Raw genomic sequence first — 20,838 nt, forward strand, 5'->3', positions numbered from 1 at the left:
CGAAAGCTTAACGGAGGAAATGAAAGTGGCTAATCAGAAGATTCGCATCCGCCTCAAGGGATACGATCATGAGATCGTGGACCAGTCCACGAAGCTCATCGTCGATACCGCTCAGAAGACGGGTGCTAAGGTGTCCGGTCCCATCCCGCTGCCGACGGAGCGCAACCTGTTCACCGTCGTCAAGGGCCCCCATGTGGACAAGGATTCGCGCGAGCAGTTCGAGATGCGCACTCACAAGCGCCTGATCGACATCCTCGAGCCCACCCCGAACACGGTGGACTCCCTGATGCGTCTGGATCTCCCTGCCGGCGTCGACATCGAGATCAAGCTGTAAGGGGTGTCAACGAATGATTAACGCAATTTATGGTAAGAAAATCGGCATGACCCAGATCTTCAACGAGGAGGACAAGCTCATCCCCGTGACCGTGATCCAGGCCGAGCCGAACACGGTGTGCCAGGTCAAGACGAAGGCCACCGACGGCTACGAGGCTGTGCAGCTGGGCTTTGGCGCCATCAAGGCGAAGAAGGTTAACAAGCCCATGGGCGGCCATTTCGCCAAGCAGGGCGTCGAGCCGACCCGCTATCTGCGTGAGGTTCGCGTCGAGGACGCTGCCGAGTACAAGCCGGGCGACCAGCAGACCGTGGCGGCTTTTGCCGACGTGAAGAAGGTCGACGTCACCGGTACTTCCAAGGGTAAGGGCTTCGCCGGCGTTATGAAGCGTTACGGCTTCGCCGGTGGTCCGGGTGGCCATGGTGCTCACTTCCATCGTGCTCCCGGTTCCGTGGGCATGTGCGCCACGCCTTCCCGCGTGCTGAAGGGCCTGCGCATGCCTGGTCACATGGGCTGCGACACGGTTACCGTGAAGAACCTGACCGTCATGCGCGTCGACGAGGAGCAGAACCTGATCCTGGTCAAGGGCGCCATCCCCGGCGGCAAGAACGGCATCGTGCGCGTGCGCATGGCGTAACCTGGACTATCTATAAGGAGTTTCTACTACCATGACGACTATCGAGATCAAGGACGCAAGCGGTAAGAAGGCCGGCGACGCCGAGCTTTCCGCTTCCGTGTTCGGCATCGAGCCGAACGTGCCCGTCATGCACCAGGTTGTGCGCGCTCAGCGTGCGTCTTGGCGTGCCGGCACCAGCAACACCCTTACCCGCGGCAACGTCCGCGGTGGCGGCAAGAAGCCGTGGCGCCAGAAGGGCACCGGTCGTGCCCGCCAGGGCTCCATCCGCTCCCCTCAGTGGCGCGGCGGCGGCACCGTGTTCGGTCCGCATCCCCGCAGCTACGCCTTCCGCGTGAACAACAAGGAAGTCAAGCTGGCCATGCGCTCCGCTCTGTCCGCGAAGCTGGCCGACGGCCAGTTCACCGTGGTGGACGGCTTCAACTTCGAGAAACCCCGCACGAAGGACGCCAAGGCGTTCATCCAGGCCATGGGCTTTGAGGGCCAGCGCACCACGCTCGTCATCGGCAACGAAGACGTCACCACGTGGCTGTCCTTCCGCAACCTGGAAAAGGTCAACGTTCTGCCCGTCGCCGAGGCCAACACCTACGAGCTGCTCGACAACAAGCAGCTGGTGTTTACCGCCGAGGCCCTGAAGCGCATCGAGGAGGTGCTCGCATAATGAAGGATCCCCGCGAGGTCATCATCCGTCCTATCGTGACGGAGCACAGCTACGACCAGATGGAGAACAACGTGTACACCTTCGAGGTGGCCAAGGACTCCAACAAGGTTGAGATCCGCCAGGCTATCGAGGCCATCTTCAACGTCTCCGTGGTCAAGGTGAACACCCTTAACGTCAAGCCGAAGCCGAAGCGCGTTCGCTACCAGAAGGGTCTGACCCGTACCTGGAAGAAGGCTATGGTCACGCTCAAGGAAGGCGATACCATTGAGCTGTTCGGCGCTAACTAAGCTGCCGTTGCCTGAAGCTTTACGCTTAACTTGATAAGCGTCCCGGAACCCCCGGGGCGCTTTTTTGTATAATCAGGTACAAACACAGCTGGCGAATGAACGGGTGGGTGCCATGGCGTTCGTAGAATTCAATGATGTGCGCAAGGTCTACAAGATGGGCGAGGTCGAGGTGGCCGCCGCCGACGGCATGACGTTTTCGTGCGAACGCGGCGAGTTCGTGGTGGTGGTAGGGCCTTCGGGTGCCGGCAAAACCACGCTGCTGAACATGCTCGGCGGCATGGACTCGTGCACCTCGGGGTCTATCGTGCTTGACGGGCGCGAAATCAGCACGTTCAACGAGAAGCAGCTGACGCAGTACCGCCGCCTGGACATTGGATTCGTGTTCCAGTTCTATAACCTGGTGCAAAACCTCACGGCGCTTGAGAACGTTGAGCTGGCAAGCCAGATCTGCCCGCACCCGCTTGACGCGGCCGAAGTGCTTGCGCAGGTGGGCCTGGCGCACCGCATGGACAACTTCCCGGCGCAGCTTTCCGGTGGCGAACAGCAGCGCGTAGCCATTGCGCGCGCGTTGGCGAAAAACCCCAAGCTGCTGCTGGCCGACGAACCCACCGGCGCGCTCGACTTCAAAACGGGCAAGGCCATCTTGAAGCTTCTGCAAGACACGTGCCTCAACACGGGGAAGACGGTGGTGCTCATCACGCACAATTCCGCATTCGCCGCCATCGCCGACCGCGTCATTCACGTGCGCGAAGGCCGGGTGGCCAGCATGCAGGTGAATCCGCATCCCGCTTCGGCCGAAACGCTGGAGTGGTGAGGCATGCGCGCGTTTTCGAAAGAGGTGCTGCGCTCCATCACGAAATCGTGGGGGCGCTTTCTGGCCATCGCCGTGATGGCAGCGCTTGGCTGCGGGTTCTATGCCGGCCTGCGCATGACAGGGCCCGACATGCGCCTGGCGGGCGAGCAGTACTACGACGCCACGAATCTGTGCGATGTGCGCGTGGTGGGCTCGCTGGGCCTGACGGATACCGAAATCGATCAGGTTCGCGCGGTCGGCGGCGTGTCGGGCGTCATGCCGGCTTACGAGGCGGACGCCATCTCGTCGGTGGACGGCGTGCAGTACACGCTGCGCTACCACTCGCTTGATATAGACGCCGCGCGCGCAAGTACGTGCGACGACGGGCTGCACGTGCAATCTTCCGATAACGACTACATCAACCGCCCCATCCTGGTTTCAGGTACGTGGCCTGAAACGGATAGCGAATGCCTGCTGTCCGCCGACACCGTGTGGTCGAACGACGTGCGCATCGGCGACACCGTCGAGCTTATCGAGGGCACTGCCGATCTTGACGACGTGTTCGCCGTGAAGCGCTTCACCGTCACCGGGTTCGTGCGCTCGTCGTACTACACGTGCTCCACGAACACGGGCTCGACATCGCTGGGTTCGGGTGAGCTGACGTCGTACGTGTACGTGGCGCCCGGCGCGTTCAGTGCTGATTACCCTTATACGGAAGCGTTCGTCACCGTTGACGGCGCGAAGGACCAGCAGTGGCCAAGCGACGCCTATCAGCAATGCGTCGACGAGGTGCAGCAGCGCCTGAACGACATCGCAGGCGGCTTGTCCGCGTCCCGTATCGCGGGGTTGCAGGAAACCGCGCAGCGCGAACTTGACGACAAGCGCGCCGAGTTCGAGGACCAGAAGCGCGATGCCGAAGCCCAACTTGACGATGCGCAGGCTCAGCTAGACGATGCTCGCGGGCAGCTAGACGATGCGGCGGCCCAGCTGTCCAGCGCCGCTGCGCAGCTTTCCAGCAGCCAGGCCCAGCTTGACGCGGGCGCGCAGCAGCTGGCCGATGGGCGTGCGCAGCAGGAAAGCGGCCAGCAGCAGCTTGACGCCCAGCGTGCGCAAGCGCAGCAATCGCTGGCGCAGGCCCAGGCGCAGCTTGACGAAGCCCAGACGCAGTACAACGCCGCCATGGCGCAGCGCGGCCAGCTGGAAGTGCAGCTTGAGCTGGCGCGCGCCGCGCTGGTGGCCGCGGGGGCCGCGCTGTTTGAGGCGGCCATCGCGCTTATCGATGCGCAAACGGCCGGCGTCCCTGACCAGCTGGCCGCCGGGCAGGCCGAACTTGACGCCCAACGCGCCCAAGCGCAGGCCCAGTTGTCTGCCGCTCAAGCCCAGCTCGATAGCGCGCAGCAGCAGCTTGACGCCGCCGCGGCGCAGCTGGCCTCGGGCCGCCAGCAATACGCGGCGGGCCAGCAAAGCTATGAGCAGGGCGTCGCAGAATACGAAAGCGGCCTGGCGGAATATCAGGATGGCCAAGCGCAGCTTGACGAGCGCCGCGCCGATGCGCAGGCCCAGTTCACCGACGCCGAAGCGAAGCTGGCAAGCGCGCAGGCCGACATCGACGCCATCGCCGACAAAGACGCCAGCGTGTACGTGCTTGACCGCACGAAGAACCTTGGCGCTGAAAGCTTCCGCTCCGATGCCGGGCGCATCGACCAGATAGCCCAGGTGTTCCCGTTCATGTTCTTCCTGGTGGCAGCCCTGGTTTCGCTGACCACCATGACGCGCATGGTCGAAGAGGAGCGCGTGCTCATCGGCACGTTCAAAGCGCTGGGCTATTCGGGCGCGCGCATCACGTCGAAATACCTCATCTACGCCGTGGTGGCTTCAGGCGCCGGCGCCGTGGTGGGCATCGCGCTGCTCAGCCAGTTCTTGCCGTGGTTCATCATGAAGGCGTACTCCATCATGTACCAGGTGCCGTGCGCGCCGACGCCCATCGACCCGGGCATCGCGGCTGCGGCGGCCGGCCTGGGCGTGGGCATCACCGTGGCGGCCACGTGGTTCGCGGCGGCGGCCACGCTGCGCGAAGGCCCCGCGTCGCTGATGCTGCCGCGCGCGCCGAAAGCGGGCAAGCGCATCCTGCTTGAGCGCATCCGTCCGCTGTGGCGCCGCATGTCGTTTAGCTGGAAGGTCACGGCGCGCAACTTGTTCCGCTACAAGCGGCGCTTCTTCATGGCAACCGTGGGCATTGCGGGTTGCACGGCGCTGCTGCTGACGGGTTTGGGCCTGCAAAACGCCATCAACGACATCATCGATAAGCAGTACGGCGAGATCTACCACTTCAACACCATCGTGCGCATGGACTCTGAAGCTAGCCAGGATGACAAGGACAACCTGGCCGCGGCGGTGGGCGGCGAAACCGACGCGTTCACGTGGGTGTCCACGGGCAATAAGATCGCCTGCGCGCCCGACACGGGCACCGAGCACCGCGTGGAGTTCGTGGTGGCCCAAGACGCCGCAGCGCTGCAGCAGTTCGTCACCATGCGCACGCGCGTGGGCCAAACGCCGCTACAGCTTGACGGCGAAGGGGCCATCATCAGCGAGAAGCTGGCGAGCCAGCTTGGCGTGTCCGTGGGCGATACCGTGCAGCTGTACGACGAGGACGACATCGGCAACCTGGTGGGACAGCCGCACGACGTGCGCGTTGCCGGCATCATGGAGAACTACGTCAGCCAGTACGTGTACGTCACGGCGCAGGTGTATCGGGACATGATGGGGCAGGAGCCTTCTTTCTCCACCGTGTATGCCAGCCTGCCCGACGGCGCCGACCGCGATGCGTTTTCGGACGATACGCTGGCGCTTGACGACGTGAAAACGGTCACGTACAACGACGAGACGATCGACAGCTACCGCACCATGCTGAAAACGGTCGACAGCGTGGTGGTGGTGCTGGTGGTGGCCGCGGCGCTGCTGGCGTTCGTGGTGCTGTATAACCTCACGAACATCAACATCACCGAGCGCGCCCGCGAAATCGCCACGCTCAAGGTGCTCGGCTTCACGCCGCGCGAAGTGGACGCCTACATCTTCCGCGAAACCATGCTGCTTTCCGTCATCGGCGCCGTGGTGGGCATGCTGCTCGGCGTCGTCATGGAGGGCTTCGTCATCACCACGGCCGAAGTGGACCAGGTCATGTTCGGCCGCGACATCCACGCCGCCAGCTTCGTCATCGCGTTCGCGCTCACGCTGCTGTTCTCGCTTATCGTGGCGGTGGCCATGCGCAAGAAGCTGCGCCGCATCGACATGGTGGAAAGCCTGAAGTCCAACGAATAGGGAGGGGCGCGCGGAATGCCCTGCACCCTGAGCGCGGCAGGATCCGCCTGGCACGCGCGTTGCAGTGTGCGTGCGCGAGCCAGGCGGCCAGACGTGCGGCAGGCCGCGAACCGCCTTCGCCGCGCCAGGCGTGCGCATGGGGTGGGCCGCGCGCATCGGGCTGTGCGCGCCCCGCACGCTTGCATGCCGCTCGAAAGGCCCGCGTTGCGCTTCGCGCGCTTGCGTTACAATACCGCTCAGTGCGTTTTTACAATCAGAAGGGGATTCCCAATGAAGGTTACCGAAAAGAAGCTTGCTGACGGCCGCTACGAGCTGACGGCCGTGGCCGCCACGGCCGAGGTGGCGCAGGCGTTCAACGTGGCCCACTACTCGTTTTTGGCGAACATGGGCGTGCAGGTCGGCCCGGGCCAGACGCCCGAGAAGGTGGCCGAGGAAGAGCTTGGCATCGTGAACCTGGACATGGTGTCGCAGCAGCTTGCCGTCGACTACCTGGTGCCGTTCGCCGTGGACAAGCGCAACCTGTGCCCGGCCTATCCGCCCAAGCCCATCCTTGAGGGCAACATGATCAAGCGCGGCGAAACGTTCGAGTTCAAGCTGCGCGTCACGCCGAAGCCCGAGTACGAGCTGACCAGCTACGACCCGGTCACCATCACCGTGCCGGCGTTCAAGTTCGACGAGGCGCAGGTCGACCAGCAGGTGCGCCAGGTGCTCGAAAGCTACGCCACGTACGTGCGCTGCGACCCGCATCCGCTTGGCGAGAACGACGCCGCGCGCATCAAGGTGGAGGCCACGCAGGGCGGCCAGCCGCACAAGCACCTGTCCACCGAGGGCCGCACGTACATCATGGGCATGAACCTTCTGCCCGAAGGCTTCGAGAAGAACCTCATCGGCATGACCGAGGGCGACACGAAGACGTTCAGCTTTGACGTGCCGGGCGCTGAAGAGGGCGCCGAGCCCATCGAGTGCACCGTCACCGTGCTGGAGTGCCAGTGCAAGGAAGTGCCCGAGCTTACCGACGAATGGGTGACGAAGAACATCCCCATGGTGCGCGACGCCGCCGCGCTGCGCGGTTCCATCCGCGAAAGCCTGCTTGCCGAGCAGCAAGCGCAGTACCGTGAGATGCAGCTGTCCCTGGCCGCCGACGAGCTGGGCAGCCGCTTTACGGGCAAGATCGACGACGAGGTCTACGAGGCCATGCGCGAGACGCTCATGCAGAACGTGAAGGGCTCGCTGGCGCAGCAGGGAGTGCAGTTCGACGAGTTCGTGGCCATGCAGGGCGGCATCCAGCAGTTCAGCATGATGCTCATGGTGCAGGCGCGCCAGATGCTCGTGCAGGGCTACTCGCTTGACGCGCTGTTCCGCCACGAGAACATGGACCTTACCGACGAGGACATCCTGGCCGCATGCCGCGCCATGAACCCCGCCGACCCCACCACCGTGCGTCGCCAGATGGAGGGCAACGGCCAGGGCTTCGTGCTGCGCGAAACGGCCGGCCGCCTGAAGGCGAACCGCTGGCTGCTCGAGCACGCCAACGTCGTCGTCGAAGGCCAGCAGCCCGCGCCTGCCGCCGAAGAGGCTCCGAAGGCCGAATAATGCGCGTAAGCGGGACAGTTGACAAAGGGACAGTCCCTTTGTCCCGCTTTCTGTTGACAAATGGTAGGAATCGCCCGATGCCGCCAGGCTTCGAAGGTTGGGCAGACGCAGGGGGGAGAGCGGAGCTTTCTTCGCTCGCATTCCACAACCGTTGCAATAGCGTAGAACCTGTGAACGCCGCGCTTGGCTCTGGCCGGGCGCGGCGTTCGGTGTTATTATGCAAAGGCTTGTCTTCCGCCTTGGTCGGAAACCAAGGCACGGTAAAAGGAGTACCAGACTATGAAACAAGGAATCCATCCGGAGTACGTGGAGTGCACCGTCAAGTGCAGCTGCGGCAACACGTTCACCACTCGTTCGACGAAGCCTGAGCTGAAGATCGACATCTGCAACGTGTGCCATCCGTTCTACACCGGCCAGCAGCGCTTCGTCGACACCGGCGGACGCGTCCAGCGCTTCGCCGACAAGTTCGGCGCCGCTAAGGAGCAGGTGGCTGCTCGCGAGGCCGCCAAGAAGGCCGAGCGCGCCGCTAAGGCTGCCGAGCTCGAGGCCGCCAAGAAGGCCGAGCGCGAGGCTAAGGCCGCCGCTAAGGCCAAGCGTGCTGAGGAGTTCGCCAAGAAGGCTGCTGCCGAGGCTGAGAAGGCTGCCGAGCTCGAGGCTGCTACCGCTGCCGCTGCTGAGGCCGAAGCCGCTCCCGAGGCTACCGCTGCCGACGAGGCTGCTGTCGACGCCCTGGTCGAGAACGCTGCCGAATAGCGCACCTCACGCAATAGCGACTGTGTAACGAGAGCCCGGTTTTCCGGGCTCTCGTTCGATTATCAACCGATTAAAGAGGTATTCACGTGGCAACAAACGATTTCCTGCCCGTTTTGCTTGGCGGTGACGCCAACGCGTACGGCATGGCACGTTCGTTTTACGAAGAATTCGGAACCGCTTCGCGCGCCATCGGCAAGGGCGCGTTCCACATCTGCCAGCACAGCAAGATCCTGACGTTCGACGTCACCGAGCCTGACCTTGAGGACGACGACGTGTTCACGCGCACGCTGCTTGACTACGCGGCCGCCCACAAGGGGCAAACGCTGGTGCTGGTGCCGTGCGGCGACAACTACACGAAGATGCTCGTGCGCAACCAGGACAAGCTGCGCGACGCGTATCGCTTCAACATCATGTCGCCCGACCAGTTCGCGCTGCTGTCCACGAAGGAGCGCTTCTACGACACGTGCGTGAAGTTCGGCCTTGAATTCCCGAAAACGTGCGAGGTCACGCCCGTGACGGCCGCCGGCTTCGAGCCGCCGTTCGAATACCCTGTGGTGGTGAAGCCCTCGAACAGCGTTGCGTACTGGAACTGCGACTACCCGGGCAAGAAGAAGGTGTTCGTCGTGCAGAACGCCGACGAGATGCGCCGCATCCTGGCGGGCGTGTACTCGGAAACGTCCACGTACCGCGACGCCATGATCGTGCAGGATTTCGTGCCGGGCGACGACACGTGCATGCGCGTGATGAACTGCTACTCGGACAGCCACGGCAAGGTGAAGATGATGGCGCTTGGCGACGTGCTGCTTGAAGAGCACACGCCCGAGGGCATCGGCAGCTACGGCGCCATCATGACGGGTTACAACGCCGACATCAACGAGCGAATCAAGGGTTTCCTTGAAGAGATAGGCTACGTAGGATTCTCGAACTTCGATTTGAAGTACGATAAGCGCGACGGCTCGTTCAAGCTGTTCGAGATCAACCCGCGCCAGGGCCGTTCAAGTTATTTCACCACGGCTTCGAACAAGAATCTGGCGCGCTACCTGGTGCGCGACGTGGTGTACGGCGAAGATAGGCCGCTTGACGTCGCCACGCTTGACGACGAAGTGCTGTGGACCATGATCCCGCTCGACGTCATCCGCACCTACGTTTCCGATCCCGAAGCCTTGGCACGCGCCGAGCGGCTCATCCGCGCGGGGAAGGTGCGCACGTCGTACTGGAGCCCGCAGGACAAGTCGCTGGCCCGCTGGATTAGCTACCAGGTCAACCAGCGGAATTATCGCAAGCAATATGCGGCGTGCTTCGGCCACCGCGGCATAGACGACTAGCGTCTGTGCGGGAAGGGGGGCGCGTGGATACGCGCAAACTCGGCATCATCGGCGGTCTTGGCCCGGCGGCAACCGTTCGGCTGTTCCAGCGCATCGTGGAGCTGACGGACGTGGCGCGCGACCAGGACCACCTAGACATCACCATCTTGAACCGCCCGCAGATACCCGATCGCACGGCGTATCTGCTCGGACGGTCCGGCGCCCCCTCGTTTATCCCGGTCATGCAGCAGGCTGCGCGCGATTTGGAGCAGGCAGGTTGCGAAGTGGTGTGCACGCCGTGCAATACGGCCCATTCGCGCTACGACGAAATCTCCGGCGTGCTTGAGCGCGCGTCGTTTCTGCACATGCCGCGCGAAACGGCCGCGTTCGCGAAAAGCCTCGGCTGCACGCGCGTCGGCGTCATGGCCACCGACGGCGCGCTTGCCGCCGGCGTGTACCAGGACGCGTTCGCCCGCGAAGGGCTTGGCTTCGAACAGCCTTCCGAAGCTGCCCAGCGCATCGTCATGAGCATCATCTACGACGAGGTGAAGGCGGGCCGCCCCGTCGACTTCGATCGGTTCCAGGTGGTGTGCGCGGGCTTTTTGGAGCGCGGTTGCGACGGCATCGTGCTTGGGTGCACGGAGCTGTCGTGCATCGGCGCCCCCGTGCACGTCATGGGCATGACCGTCATCGACGCGCTCGACGTGCTGGCGTGGCGCTGCGTGCAGGAGTGCGGCGCACCGGCAAAAGATCTTGCAGCGGCCGTTTCGAAACGATAGCAAGGGAGCTTTCAAACCATGTGCGGTTTCACCGGTTTCATCAACAACACCCCCGGCATCGACGCCCAGCGCGTCATCGAGCTGATGGGCGATCGCATCCGCCATCGCGGGCCCGACGACGCCACGTACTACGTCGATGACGACGTGGCGCTTGCGCACCGCCGCCTGTCCATCATCGACCTTGAAGGCGGCCGCCAGCCCATGTTCAACGAAGACGGCAACCTCGTCATCGTGTTCAACGGCGAAATCTACAACTATCAAGAGCTGCGCGAGGAACTGGTGGCCGCTGGTCACGTGTTCGCCACGCATAGTGACACCGAAACCATCCTGCATGGCTTCGAGCAGTGGGGCCGCGGCGTGCTCGACCGCCTGCGCGGCATGTTCGCGTTTGCCATCTGGGACAAGCGCGAAAAGAAGCTGTTCGGCGCGCGCGACATTTTCGGCATCAAGCCGTATTACTACTACCGTGCCGGCTCCACGTTCCTGTTTGGCTCCGAGATCAAAAGCTTCCTGGACCATCCGGCGTTCAAGAAGTCCGTGGTGCGCGAACGCATCCCCGACTACCTGTCCTACGAATACCTGCCCGATAACAAGACGCTGTTCCGCGACGTGTTCAAGCTTATGCCCGGCAGCTGGTTCGAGTGGACGGCCGACAGCTTCGTGACCGAGCGCTACTACGACTACACGTTCAAGCCCGACGAAAGCCTGACGCTTGAGCAGTGGGCCGACCGCATCGAGGACGTGTTCACGAAGTCGGTGGACGCGCATATGATCGCCGACGTCGAGGTGGGCGGCTTCCTGTCGTCGGGCGTCGACTCCAGCTACGCGGTGGAGCGCGCGTATTCGGCCGGTACGAACATCCGCACGTTCTCCGTAGGCTACGAGGAGGAGCAGTACAGCGAGTTGTCGTATGCGCAAAGCTTCTCGGAGGAGCTGGGCGTGGAAAACATCGCGAACAAGATTTCGGCCGACGACTTCTTCGACGCCATGCCCGACATCCAGTACTACATGGACGAGCCGTTGCCGAACCCGGCTGAAAACCCGCTGTACTTCCTGGCCGAAAATGCGGCGAAGCACGTGAAGGTGGTGCTTTCGGGCGAAGGTGCGGACGAGCTGTTCGGCGGCTACCCGAACTACCTGGCCGAAGACCACTTGGGCCGCTACTGCGAGCGCGTTCCGCGCGGCGTGCGCAAGGTTGCGGGCGCCGTTGCCGGCGCGCTGCCGGCGGTGAAGGGCAAGCACTTCCTCACGCACGGCGCCATGGAGCCGTGGGAGCGCTTCAGCCGAGCCGACTACGTGTTTGAAAACGAGGACCGCCAGCAGTACCTGCGCGACAAGATCACAGGCCCCACGCCGCAGGAGGGCTCCAAGCCCTACTTTGACCACGTGGCTGGCCTTGACGCCGTGTCGCAGCTGCAGTACGTCGACATGCAAACGTGGATGGCGTTCGACATCTTGCTGAAGGCCGACCGCATGTCCATGGCGCACTCGCTTGAGCTGCGCGTACCGTTTTTGGACCGCGAGGTGCTTGAGCTAGCCCTTACCATTCCGGCGCGCTACCGCGTGGCCAACGACGAGTCGAAAGTGGCGCTGCGCCGCGCAGCGGCCCGCCATCTGCCCGAGCGCGTGTACAACAAGGAGAAGCTCGGCTTCCCCTCGCCGTTGGCCGTGTGGCTGCGCGACGACAAGTTCTATAATCGCGTGAAAGACGCGTTCGAAGGCCCGGTGGCGCAGGAGTTCTTCGTGCCGGAAAAGCTGGTGGAGCTGCTTGACGAGCACAAGTCCGGGCGCGTGTCGAACATGCAGAAGATCTGGTCGTTCTACACGTTCATCGTTTGGTACGAGGAGTTCTTCGGCGAAGGCGAGCGCGCGCAGTGCCGCGCGTAGTTCCCATGGAATAGGTTTGGAGCGCATAGGGGCCTTCGGGCCCCTTTTGCTATAGTTGAATGGCAACTTTGTACCCATAGCTTTCTCAAACCACGCAAAGGTGTGTGTATGCTTGATCTCACGCAACGGGTTTCCCGTTTTTCCCTGTCCGTCGTCGTTGCTGCGTCGCTGGCGTTTGTGCCGGTAGCGGGCGCGAACACGGCGTTCGCGGCCGAGTCCGACGACCTTACGGCGCAGGCCGATGAGCTGGCTGCGTCCTCGGTGGCCAAGCAGGCCGAAGCCGATACGCTTGCCCAGAAGATTGACGGGCTGCAAACGAACCTCAACGACGCGCAGCAGCGTTACAACACCGCCATGCAGCAGCATGACGAGGCGCAGGCCGCTGCCGACGACGCCCGGCAACGCAAAGAGGCTGCCGATGATCGCACGGCGCAGCTGCAGGAGCGCCTTGGCGGGCGCGCCGTGGACATGTACAAATCCGGCGGCAGCATGTCGTTTCTGGGCGTGCTCATGGGCGTGTCGTCGTTCGACGATTTCGTGAACATGTGGGACACGCTGCAGCGCATCGCGCAGCAGGACGCCAACCTGATCGACGAATCGAAGCAGGTTCGCACGGAAGCGGCCGAGGCCCAGGCAAGCTTCGAGGAGCAGTCGCAGATTGCGGCTGACGAGATGACGGCAGCCCAGGCCGCCAAAGACGAGATCGAGGCCACGAAATCCACCATGGAAACCGAGCTTGCGAAGGTGACGGAGGAAGTCGCCTTGCTGCAAGGCCAGGAAGAGTCCGTGCGCTTGTCGGCCGAAGAGGCGAAGCAGCGCGAGGAAGAGGCCGCGCGCGTGGCTGCCAGCTATTCGGCATCGGCCGGCATCGATGATTATTCGGGCGGCGGCAGCTATTCGGATAGCGGCAACAGCTACACCGGTGGCGGTGGCGGCGCGTCCGCCATCGGCGGTTGGGTGAATCCGTGCCCAAGCTACTACGGCGTCACCTGCGAGTTCGGTTATTCGCCCATCACCGGTTCGCACAACGGCATCGACCTTGGCGCCGCGTCGGGCGCGCCTATCTTGGCGGCCGGCCCGGGCACGGTCACGTACGTGGGCTGGTACGGCACGGGCGGCAACGCCGTCATCGTCTCGCACGGCAACGGCATGCGCACCATCTACATGCACCAAAGCCAAACGGCGGCAACGGTGGGGCAAGCCGTCAACGCCGGCGACGTTATCGGCTACGTGGGCACCACGGGCTTGTCAACCGGCCCGCACTTGCACTTCCAGATCGAAATCAACGGTTCGCCGGTCAATCCGCGCAACTACTACAGCTTCTAGCGAAAAGGCGGCTTCGGGCCGCCTTTTTTTTGTGCTGCGCGCTCATTGGCTGGTCGGCGGGCGTGCAACGGTTCGTCAACGGTACCGTTGCACGGCGGTATTCGACCGCACAATGGGTAAAGAAGGCCGCAGGCGCTACAGCGGCTTGATTCCATTATTAAGAATAAGTATTATTAAGAGCATAATTCGAAAAGACAGGGGGCATCTGATGATCGACAAATCCGCGTTCCACAGCCTAAGCTACGGCATGTACGTTATCGGCGCGCACGCCCAAAACCGCGATTTCGGCTGCGTGGTGAACACGTTCGCGCAGGTCACGTCTTCGCCCATGCAGGTGAGCGTTGCGCTGAACAAGGAAAACGCCACCATGGCGGCCGTGCGCGAGGCGGGCCGTTTCACGGCATCGTGCCTGTCCGAGGACGCCACCATGGAGCTTATCGGCACATTCGGGTTCCACACGTCAACCGAGCTCGACAAGTTCGCGCAGCACGCCAGCGCGCGCGATGCGGCTGGCATGCCCTATGTGGCCGAGCAGGTGTGCGCCACGTTCTCTGCGAAGGTGGTTACCGAGTTGGACCTGGGCACGCATGTGCTGTTCATCGGCGAAGTGGACGAGGCACACAAGGTCGAAGGCGCGGCCGAAGCCATGACGTATGCGTTCTATCACCAGGTCAAGGGCGGTAAAACCCCGCCGAAGGCTTCCAGCTATTTGGGCGAAGAGGCGCCCGCACCGGCTGCTGCGGCAAGCGGCGCAGGCGCTGCGCCGAAGGTTGCCTGGCGCTGCACCATCTGCGGCCACATGGAATACGTCGATGAGCTGCCCGACGATTTCGTGTGCCCCATCTGCGGCGTCGGCAAGGAATTCTTCGAGCGCGTGGAACTGTAAAATCGCAGGTTAAATAACGTCAGCGATCGGGCCTCAGGTGCGTTGAATTGCCCCGCCGCAGCATCAAGCGTACTTTGGTACGCGCCGTATGCTGCGCAAGGGGCAAGGCGGCGTGCCTGGGGCCTTGTGCAGCGGCGAGTAAATCCGCTTGCCGTCAGGCAAGCGGAACCATCTAGAAGAATACTTTCGCGGCGTGATTGTAGAAGCCTTCGTCTTTGTAGCGCAGCAGGGTGGTGGCAACGGGCCCGCGGCGCACGTACAGGCGGCGAAGCGGTCGGTCAAGCTCCACCAATTCGCCGTCGATGAACAGCGTGGCGTCGCGGCCGTCAGCGTTTTCGGACAAGTCCATCTCTATGACGTCGGACGGGCTTGTTACCACGGCGCGCGAATGCAGCGTGTGCGGCGCGATGGGCACGGCCACCAAGCCCGTGAAGCCGGGCGCCACCAAAGGTCCGCCGGCCGAAAGCGCATAGGCCGTCGAACCGGTGGCGCTTGCCACCACCAGCCCGTCGCCGCGCATCGTGGCCAGGTGCGACCCTGATACGTCCAGCCCGAAGTCGATGATGCGACCGTTCGCCCCGCGCGTCACGGCCACTTCGTTCAGCGCGAAGAACTCGCGCGGTTCATCGGCGTCGTCTCCTTCAACATCGTTGAACGGGTCCGCTTCGCCTTCGCATACCACGTGGATGGACAGGTTCGCGCGCGCCTCTTCGGTGGCGTCGCCTGCAAGCGCGGCTGTCAGCGGCTCCATGACGCCTGACTCGTTCGGATTGGCTAGAAAGCCCAGTCGTCCGTAGTTGATGCCCAGGATGGGCGTGCCGTGAAATCCCACCTGGCGCGCCGTGCGCAGGATGGTGCCGTCGCCGCCAAGGGCAACCGCCATGTCCACGCCGTGGTCGAACAGCGCGGAAAGCTCGGGTGCGGCCAGGGGGCTTGCCAACTTCGACGAGTCGACCACGGTGTAGTCGATTCCTTGCGTGGCCAGGTACGTTACCAGCAAAAGCGATGCGTCTTGCGCCTGCGAGTTGGAGTTATTACGCACGATGAGGATGTGCATGCGGGGCCTCTTTCCGGGTTTGCTATGATGAGCCATTATATCCAACACGAGAAAGCGCACGTTCATGTCAGATAAGCTCGCACGAGCTCGACACACACGCTCGGCTGCTGAGTCCGCGTCCCCGGCAAGCGAATCTTCGCAAGTCCCCCAGCAGGAAGGTTCCACGGCCTCAATCGGCGGAAACGCCGCCCTTATCAGCATCTGCACCATCGTTTCGCGCATCACGGGCTTCGTACGCACGTGGGCTATGGCCTTCGCGCTGGGCTCTACGCTGCTTTCCAGCTCGTACCAGGTGGCGAACAACCTGCCGAACATGCTGTACGAACTGGTGGTCGGCGGCATGTTGGTCACCGCGTTTCTGCCGGTGTACGTTTCGGTGAAAAAGCGCCTGGGGCAGCAGGCCGGCAACGAGTACGCGTCAAACCTGCTCACCATTGTCGTGGTGCTGCTGGGGTTGCTGTCGCTGTTCTGCATGGCGTTCCCGTCGTTGGTCATTTACACGCAAAGCTTCTACTCCGACCAGTCGCAGATGACGCAGGCGGTGTTCTTCTTCCAGTTCTTCGCCATCCAAATTGTGTTCTACGGATGTTCGGCCATTGTGTCGGGGTTACTCAATGCCAATCGCGATTACTTGTGGTCGGCCATTGCACCTGTTGCGAACAACGCCATCGTCATCATCACGTTTCTGGGATACGCGCTTATCGCGCCTAGCAACCCGGAGCTGGCGCTGTACGTCATTGCCATCGGCAATCCGCTGGGCGTGTTTGTGCAGATGGCCATCCAGCTGCCGGCGCTCAAGCGCAACGGCATCCGCATTCGTCCACGCATCGACCTGCGCGATCCGGCGCTGCGCGAGACGCTGGGTATCGGCATTCCCGCCGTGCTGGTGATGATCTGCTCGTTCGCGGTGGTGTCCGTGGAGAACGCCGCGTCGTACGCGTTCGCCGACAACGGCCCAAGCGTGCTTGCCTACGCGCGCCTGTGGTTCACGCTGCCGTACTCGTTTTTGGCCGTGCCCATCACCACAACCATGTTCACGGAGCTTGCCGACATGCAGGCCGACGGCAACGTCGAGGGCATGAAGCGCGGCATCGTGGGCGGCACGAACCAGATTCTGTTCTTCATGATTCCGTTCGCGCTGTACCTGGCCGTTTTCAGCTTGCCGCTGGTCATGTTGTATCACGCCGGCGCGTTCTCGCTTGACAGCGTGCACACCATCGCGTCGTTTCTGGCGGTGTTTGCCGTGGGCTTGCCGTTTTACGCCATCAACACGTATCTGCAGAAGATCTGCAGCTCCATGCGCAAGATGCACGTGTTCGCGGGCTTCAATTTCGTGGCCGGCGCTGCGCAGGTGGTGCTGACCATGATTGCCGCCTCGCGCCCCGATGTGTTCCCCATCGAAAGCATTGCCGTTGCCGAGACGGTGTTCTACCTGGTGGGCGACGTGTGCGTCTTCGCGTACCTGCGCCGCACCATGGGCAGGCTGGGGCTGCGTTCGACAGCGCGTGCTGTACTGTGCGCGCTGGTGCTTGGCGGCGCAGGCGCTCTGGCGGGTGCGGGCGTGCTGTGGGCGCTGCAGGCGTTCGTAGCGCCGCTGTCCGGCTCGATCGGCCAGGCGTTTGCCTACGTGGTGGCTGGTGGCCTGGTGGCGCTTGCCGTCACATTCGTGCCCGCCTGCAAACTCAACGTCTCCGAAGCCGCCTTCGTGAACGCCCTCATCCGCAAAGTATCCGGCAAGCTGGGCCGGTAGGCCGTCGCTCGATGAAAAGGAAACGCCCTCGCGGGCTTGGTGCCGGCGGGGGCGTTGTGCGTTGCGTGCGAGCACGCGGGCTTACTTGTGGAAGTAGCGGCGCTGCTCGTATTTCGGCTCGCAGCAGATGTTGATGCCCAGCGTGCGGTAGAGCTTCTCGTCGGTGGGCGAGAGGATGACGCTGAAGAACGCGTCGCAGCCGCGCAGCTGATCGGCTGCGTCCACCAGCTGCTTGGCAACCGGGTCAGTGGCGCTTGACACCGAAAGCGCCAGCAGCGTCTCGTCGGAGTGCAGGCGCGGGTTCTTCGAGTGCAGCGTAGTGGTTTTCAGCTCGCAGATGGGCTCGATGACCTCGTCGGAGATGACGAACAGGTCCTCGTCCACGCCGGCCACGCCCTTGAGTGCGTTCATCAGCAGCGAGGAGGCCGCGCCCAGAAGATCGGACGTCTTGCCCGTCACCACGCGGCCGTCGGGCAACACCATGGCGCCGGCGGGCGCACCGGTGGCCTCGGCCTTCAGCAGTGCCGCAGAACGCGCGGGCGAGAAGTTCGTGTCCACGCCCACCTGGTTCATCAACAGCTCCAGGTGCTCGACGTACTCGTGGTGAAGCCCCGTGCGGCGCTCGTCCACGGCGGCCTGGAAGTAGCGGCGCACGATCTCCATCTTCGCCGCCTCGCGGCACGCCTCGTCGTCGACGATGGCCATGCCCGCCATGTTCACGCCCATGTCGGTGGGCGACTGGTAGGGGCTCGTGCCCAGGATGCGCTCCATCATGGCCTTCAGCACGGGGAAGATCTCAACGTCGCGGTTGTAGTTGACGGTGGTCTTGCCGTAAGCCTCCAGGTGGAACGGGTCGATGGTGTTCGCGTCGTCCAAGTCCACGGTGGCCGCCTCGTACGCCACGTTCACGGGGTGCTTCAGCGGCAGGTTCCAAATAGGGAACGTCTCGTACTTCGCGTAGCCAGCCTCGACGCCGCGCTCGTGCTCGTGGTACAGTTGCGACAGGCACGTGGCCATCTTGCCCGAGCCGGGGCCCGGGGCGGTTACCACCACCAGCGGGTGCGTGGTTTCCACGAACTCGTTTTTACCGTAGCCTTCCGCCGACACGATGCGCGCCGTGTCGTACGGATAGCCGGCGATGGGGTAGTGCAGGTAGCTTTTCACGCCCAGGCTTTCCAGGCGATGGCGGAACGCCTGCGCGGAGGGTTGGTTCTCGTAGCGCGTGATCACCACGCCGGCCGTGGCAAAGCCCATGGTGCGGAAGATGTCCAGCAGGCGCAGCACGTCCTCGTCGTAGGTGATGCCCAAGTCGCCGCGCACCTTGTTCTTCTCGATGTCGTTGGCGTTGATGGCGATGATGATCTCAACGTCGGAGGCCATCTGTTGCAGCATGCGGATCTTGCTGTCGGGCTGGAAACCCGGAAGCACGCGCGAGGCGTGGTAGTCGTCGAACAGCTTTCCGCCGAATTCCAGGTACAGCTTGCCGCCGAACTGGCCGATTCGCTCGCGAATATGCTCGGCCTGCAGTGCCAGGTACTTGTCGTTATCGAAACCGATGCGCATGGGCGCAACCCCTTTCCATGACATACACTTGAACCGAACCAGTATAAAGCACGCGCCCGCGCGCGCGAGGGCGGGCGCAAGTCCACACGCGAAATGCGGATGAACGCGGCGTGTCGGCTTCGTTTCCGCTGTGTTAAAACGCGTCGCGCGGGCCTGCGGGGGTGTTTCCCTGCGCGTACAATAGACCAACGTTTGGAGTTCGCCGTTTGCGTGCTGCGGGCGTGTTCGCCGGGTGCGCAAAGGGCGGTTGAAGCACAACCACAAGCGCGAAGGAGAACCATGGCCAAGCATATTTTCGTGACGGGCGGCGTCGTGTCATCCCTGGGCAAGGGCATCACCGCGGCATCTTTGGGGCATCTGCTCAAGGCGCGCGGCTACAAGGTGACCATGCAGAAGATGGACCCGTACCTAAACGTCGACCCCGGCACGATGAGCCCGTTTCAGCATGGCGAGGTGTTCGTGACCGAAGACGGCCATGAAGGCGACCTTGACCTGGGCCATTACGAGCGATTCATCGACGAGAACCTCTCGCGCGAATCGAACTTCACGCAGGGCTCCATCTACAAAACCCTTATCGCGCGCGAGCGCCGCGGCGACTTTCTCGGCGGCACCGTGCAGGTCATCCCGCACGTCACCGAGGCCATCAAGGAACGCCTGCGCCGCATCGCCGACCAGTCGGGCGCCGACATCGTCATCTCGGAGATCGGCGGCACCATCGGCGACATCGAGTCGCAGCCGTTCATCGAGGCCGCGCGCCAGTTCAAGAAGGAGAAGGCCCCGGGCGACGTGCTGTTCGTGCACGTGACGCTTGTGCCCTACATCGCCGCCGCGCACGAGGTGAAGACGAAGCCCACGCAGCATTCCGTCAAAGAGCTGCGCTCTATCGGCGTGCAGCCCGACTTCATCGTGTGCCGTTCTGACCACGAGATCACGGACAAGGTGCGCGAGAAGATCGCCCTGTTCTGCGACGTGCGCCCCGAAGAGGTGCTTGCCTGCACCGACAGCCCGTCTATCTACGAGGTGCCGTTCGGCCTGTACGACCAGCAGTTCGACACGAAGGTGCTTGCACGCTTGGGCCTGCCCGAGCGCGAGATCGACCTTACGCCGCTGCGCAGCTTCCTTGACGCCGCCGCGCACTGCGACCACGAGTGCGACATCGCCATCGTGGGCAAGTACGTCAGCCTGCCCGATGCGTACCTGTCGGTCATCGAGGCGCTCTACCACGCCGGCGTGCACAACAACTGCCACGCCAACGTGCATCTAATCGATGGCGAAGACCTCAACGACTGCAACGTCGAAGAAGTGCTCGGCCACATGGACGGCATCCTGGTGCCCGGCGGTTTCGGCCAGCGCGCCTTCGAGGGCAAGATCTGCGCCGTTCGCTACGCCCGCACCCACGACGTGCCGTTTTTGGGTATCTGCCTGGGCATGCAGGCGGCGGTGTGCGAATACGCGCGCGACGTGGCCGACATGCCCGGCGCCACGTCGGCCGAGTTCGACGAAAACGCCGAGTACCCGGTCATCGATTTGATGCCCGAGCAGGAAGACGTCGAGGAAAAGGGCGGCACCATGCGCCTGGGCGCCTATCCGTGCAAGGTTGCGCCCGGCTCGGTGGCGTATGCGGCCTACGGCGAGGAAATCATCTACGAGCGCCATCGTCATCGCTACGAGGTGAACAACGCCTTCCGCGACCGCCTTGTGGACGCGGGCCTTACCATTTCCGGCGTTTCGCCTGATGGGCGCCTTGTCGAGATGATCGAGCTGCCCGAGCACCCGTGGTTCGTGGCAAGCCAGGGCCACCCCGAGTTCAAAAGCCGCCCCACGCGCCCGCACCCGCTGTTCCGCGATTTCGTGGCCGCGTCGCTTGCGCACCGCAAACAGTAGCACCGCGGTGTTCGGGGCCATCCGGTTACCGG

The 20,838-nt window shown here is 63.3% G+C and carries 17 protein-coding genes; 15 read left to right on the top strand and 2 right to left on the bottom strand.

Annotation, left to right across the window (positions count from 1 at the left end; all coding sequences use genetic code 11):
• The first annotated feature begins 25 nt into the window (after nucleotides 1-25).
• The 13 genes from rpsJ to ACWI6D_RS03860 all read left to right on the top strand — a co-directional run bounded on the left by rpsJ (nucleotide 26) and on the right by ACWI6D_RS03860 (nucleotide 14,552).
• Nucleotides 26-334 (top strand): 30S ribosomal protein S10, encoded by a 309-nt coding sequence (gene rpsJ / locus ACWI6D_RS03800; RefSeq protein ID WP_042433704.1) that lies wholly within the window; start codon nucleotides 26-28, stop codon nucleotides 332-334.
• A 13-nt stretch (nucleotides 335-347) separates the two neighbouring features.
• Nucleotides 348-968: a 50S ribosomal protein L3 gene (rplC, locus tag ACWI6D_RS03805; RefSeq protein WP_129423083.1), complete on the top strand. Its 621-nt coding sequence runs from the start codon at nucleotides 348-350 to the stop codon at nucleotides 966-968.
• 31 nt (nucleotides 969-999) lie between these two features.
• Entirely contained in the window at nucleotides 1,000-1,626 is a 627-nt protein-coding gene (gene rplD / locus ACWI6D_RS03810) for a 50S ribosomal protein L4 (protein ID WP_129423082.1), read from the top strand.
• The gene (rplW, locus tag ACWI6D_RS03815) at nucleotides 1,626-1,913 is read left to right on the top strand and encodes a 50S ribosomal protein L23 (RefSeq protein WP_129423081.1); all 288 of its coding nucleotides are present in this window, start codon (nucleotides 1,626-1,628) and stop codon (nucleotides 1,911-1,913) included. Before rplD ends, rplW begins: the two co-directional genes overlap by 1 nt.
• Nucleotides 1,914-2,025: 112 nt before the next feature.
• Nucleotides 2,026-2,727, top strand: a complete 702-nt coding sequence (locus ACWI6D_RS03820) for an ABC transporter ATP-binding protein (RefSeq protein WP_129423080.1) — start codon at nucleotides 2,026-2,028, stop codon at nucleotides 2,725-2,727.
• A 3-nt stretch (nucleotides 2,728-2,730) separates the two neighbouring features.
• Complete coding sequence (locus tag ACWI6D_RS03825) at nucleotides 2,731-6,024, top strand: FtsX-like permease family protein (RefSeq protein ID WP_449133711.1); 3,294 nt, start codon at nucleotides 2,731-2,733, stop codon at nucleotides 6,022-6,024.
• A 270-nt stretch (nucleotides 6,025-6,294) separates the two neighbouring features.
• Nucleotides 6,295-7,617 (top strand): trigger factor, encoded by a 1,323-nt coding sequence (locus ACWI6D_RS03830; protein ID WP_449133712.1) that lies wholly within the window; start codon nucleotides 6,295-6,297, stop codon nucleotides 7,615-7,617.
• A 279-nt stretch (nucleotides 7,618-7,896) separates the two neighbouring features.
• The gene (gene rpmE, locus ACWI6D_RS03835) at nucleotides 7,897-8,370 is read left to right on the top strand and encodes a 50S ribosomal protein L31 (protein WP_302718017.1); all 474 of its coding nucleotides are present in this window, start codon (nucleotides 7,897-7,899) and stop codon (nucleotides 8,368-8,370) included.
• 86 nt (nucleotides 8,371-8,456) lie between these two features.
• Nucleotides 8,457-9,695: a carboxylate--amine ligase gene (locus tag ACWI6D_RS03840; RefSeq protein WP_449133713.1), complete on the top strand. Its 1,239-nt coding sequence runs from the start codon at nucleotides 8,457-8,459 to the stop codon at nucleotides 9,693-9,695.
• Nucleotides 9,696-9,718: 23 nt separating this feature from the next.
• Nucleotides 9,719-10,453, top strand: a complete 735-nt coding sequence (locus tag ACWI6D_RS03845) for an aspartate/glutamate racemase family protein (protein WP_161566576.1) — start codon at nucleotides 9,719-9,721, stop codon at nucleotides 10,451-10,453.
• A gap of 18 nt (nucleotides 10,454-10,471) precedes the next feature.
• Nucleotides 10,472-12,340: an asparagine synthase (glutamine-hydrolyzing) gene (gene asnB / locus ACWI6D_RS03850; protein WP_449133714.1), complete on the top strand. Its 1,869-nt coding sequence runs from the start codon at nucleotides 10,472-10,474 to the stop codon at nucleotides 12,338-12,340.
• Between the two features lie 108 nt (nucleotides 12,341-12,448).
• Nucleotides 12,449-13,666, top strand: a complete 1,218-nt coding sequence (locus ACWI6D_RS03855; RefSeq protein WP_449133715.1) for a murein hydrolase activator EnvC family protein — start codon at nucleotides 12,449-12,451, stop codon at nucleotides 13,664-13,666.
• Between the two features lie 208 nt (nucleotides 13,667-13,874).
• On the top strand, nucleotides 13,875-14,552 hold the full coding sequence (locus ACWI6D_RS03860) for a flavin reductase (RefSeq protein ID WP_449133716.1): 678 nt from the start codon (nucleotides 13,875-13,877) through the stop codon (nucleotides 14,550-14,552).
• A gap of 172 nt (nucleotides 14,553-14,724) precedes the next feature.
• Here the strand turns inward: ACWI6D_RS03860 and ACWI6D_RS03865 are convergent, their stop codons facing one another.
• Nucleotides 14,725-15,609: an NAD(+)/NADH kinase gene (locus ACWI6D_RS03865; protein ID WP_303251380.1), complete on the bottom strand. Its 885-nt coding sequence runs from the start codon at nucleotides 15,607-15,609 to the stop codon at nucleotides 14,725-14,727.
• Nucleotides 15,610-15,673: 64 nt separating this feature from the next.
• Here ACWI6D_RS03865 and murJ point away from each other — a divergent pair, with 64 nt between their 5' ends.
• Nucleotides 15,674-17,359: a murein biosynthesis integral membrane protein MurJ gene (gene murJ, locus ACWI6D_RS03870; RefSeq protein WP_449133717.1), complete on the top strand. Its 1,686-nt coding sequence runs from the start codon at nucleotides 15,674-15,676 to the stop codon at nucleotides 17,357-17,359.
• A gap of 81 nt (nucleotides 17,360-17,440) precedes the next feature.
• Here murJ and ACWI6D_RS03875 read toward each other — a convergent pair whose 3' ends face one another.
• Nucleotides 17,441-18,922 (bottom strand): DUF1846 domain-containing protein, encoded by a 1,482-nt coding sequence (locus ACWI6D_RS03875; RefSeq protein WP_129423070.1) that lies wholly within the window; start codon nucleotides 18,920-18,922, stop codon nucleotides 17,441-17,443.
• A gap of 279 nt (nucleotides 18,923-19,201) precedes the next feature.
• On the opposite strand from ACWI6D_RS03875, the gene ACWI6D_RS03880 reads away from it, so the two are divergent.
• Nucleotides 19,202-20,806, top strand: coding sequence for a CTP synthase (locus ACWI6D_RS03880; protein ID WP_449133718.1), 1,605 nt, complete (start codon nucleotides 19,202-19,204; stop codon nucleotides 20,804-20,806).
• The last annotated feature ends 32 nt before the right edge of the window (nucleotides 20,807-20,838 follow it).

Source organism: Senegalimassilia sp. (assembly GCF_977052095.1).

Coding starts and splice junctions, on each gene's coding strand:
- rplC (WP_129423083.1), top strand. CDS start 348: ATGATTAACGCAATTTATGGTAAGAAAATCGGCATGACCCAGATCTTC.
- rplD (WP_129423082.1), top strand. CDS start 1,000: ATGACGACTATCGAGATCAAGGACGCAAGCGGTAAGAAGGCCGGCGAC.
- rplW (WP_129423081.1), top strand. CDS start 1,626: ATGAAGGATCCCCGCGAGGTCATCATCCGTCCTATCGTGACGGAGCAC.
- ACWI6D_RS03820 (WP_129423080.1), top strand. CDS start 2,026: ATGGCGTTCGTAGAATTCAATGATGTGCGCAAGGTCTACAAGATGGGC.
- ACWI6D_RS03825 (WP_449133711.1), top strand. CDS start 2,731: ATGCGCGCGTTTTCGAAAGAGGTGCTGCGCTCCATCACGAAATCGTGG.
- ACWI6D_RS03830 (WP_449133712.1), top strand. CDS start 6,295: ATGAAGGTTACCGAAAAGAAGCTTGCTGACGGCCGCTACGAGCTGACG.
- rpmE (WP_302718017.1), top strand. CDS start 7,897: ATGAAACAAGGAATCCATCCGGAGTACGTGGAGTGCACCGTCAAGTGC.
- asnB (WP_449133714.1), top strand. CDS start 10,472: ATGTGCGGTTTCACCGGTTTCATCAACAACACCCCCGGCATCGACGCC.
- ACWI6D_RS03855 (WP_449133715.1), top strand. CDS start 12,449: ATGCTTGATCTCACGCAACGGGTTTCCCGTTTTTCCCTGTCCGTCGTC.
- ACWI6D_RS03860 (WP_449133716.1), top strand. CDS start 13,875: ATGATCGACAAATCCGCGTTCCACAGCCTAAGCTACGGCATGTACGTT.
- ACWI6D_RS03865 (WP_303251380.1), bottom strand. CDS start 15,609: ATGCACATCCTCATCGTGCGTAATAACTCCAACTCGCAGGCGCAAGAC.
- murJ (WP_449133717.1), top strand. CDS start 15,674: ATGTCAGATAAGCTCGCACGAGCTCGACACACACGCTCGGCTGCTGAG.
- ACWI6D_RS03875 (WP_129423070.1), bottom strand. CDS start 18,922: ATGCGCATCGGTTTCGATAACGACAAGTACCTGGCACTGCAGGCCGAG.
- ACWI6D_RS03880 (WP_449133718.1), top strand. CDS start 19,202: ATGGCCAAGCATATTTTCGTGACGGGCGGCGTCGTGTCATCCCTGGGC.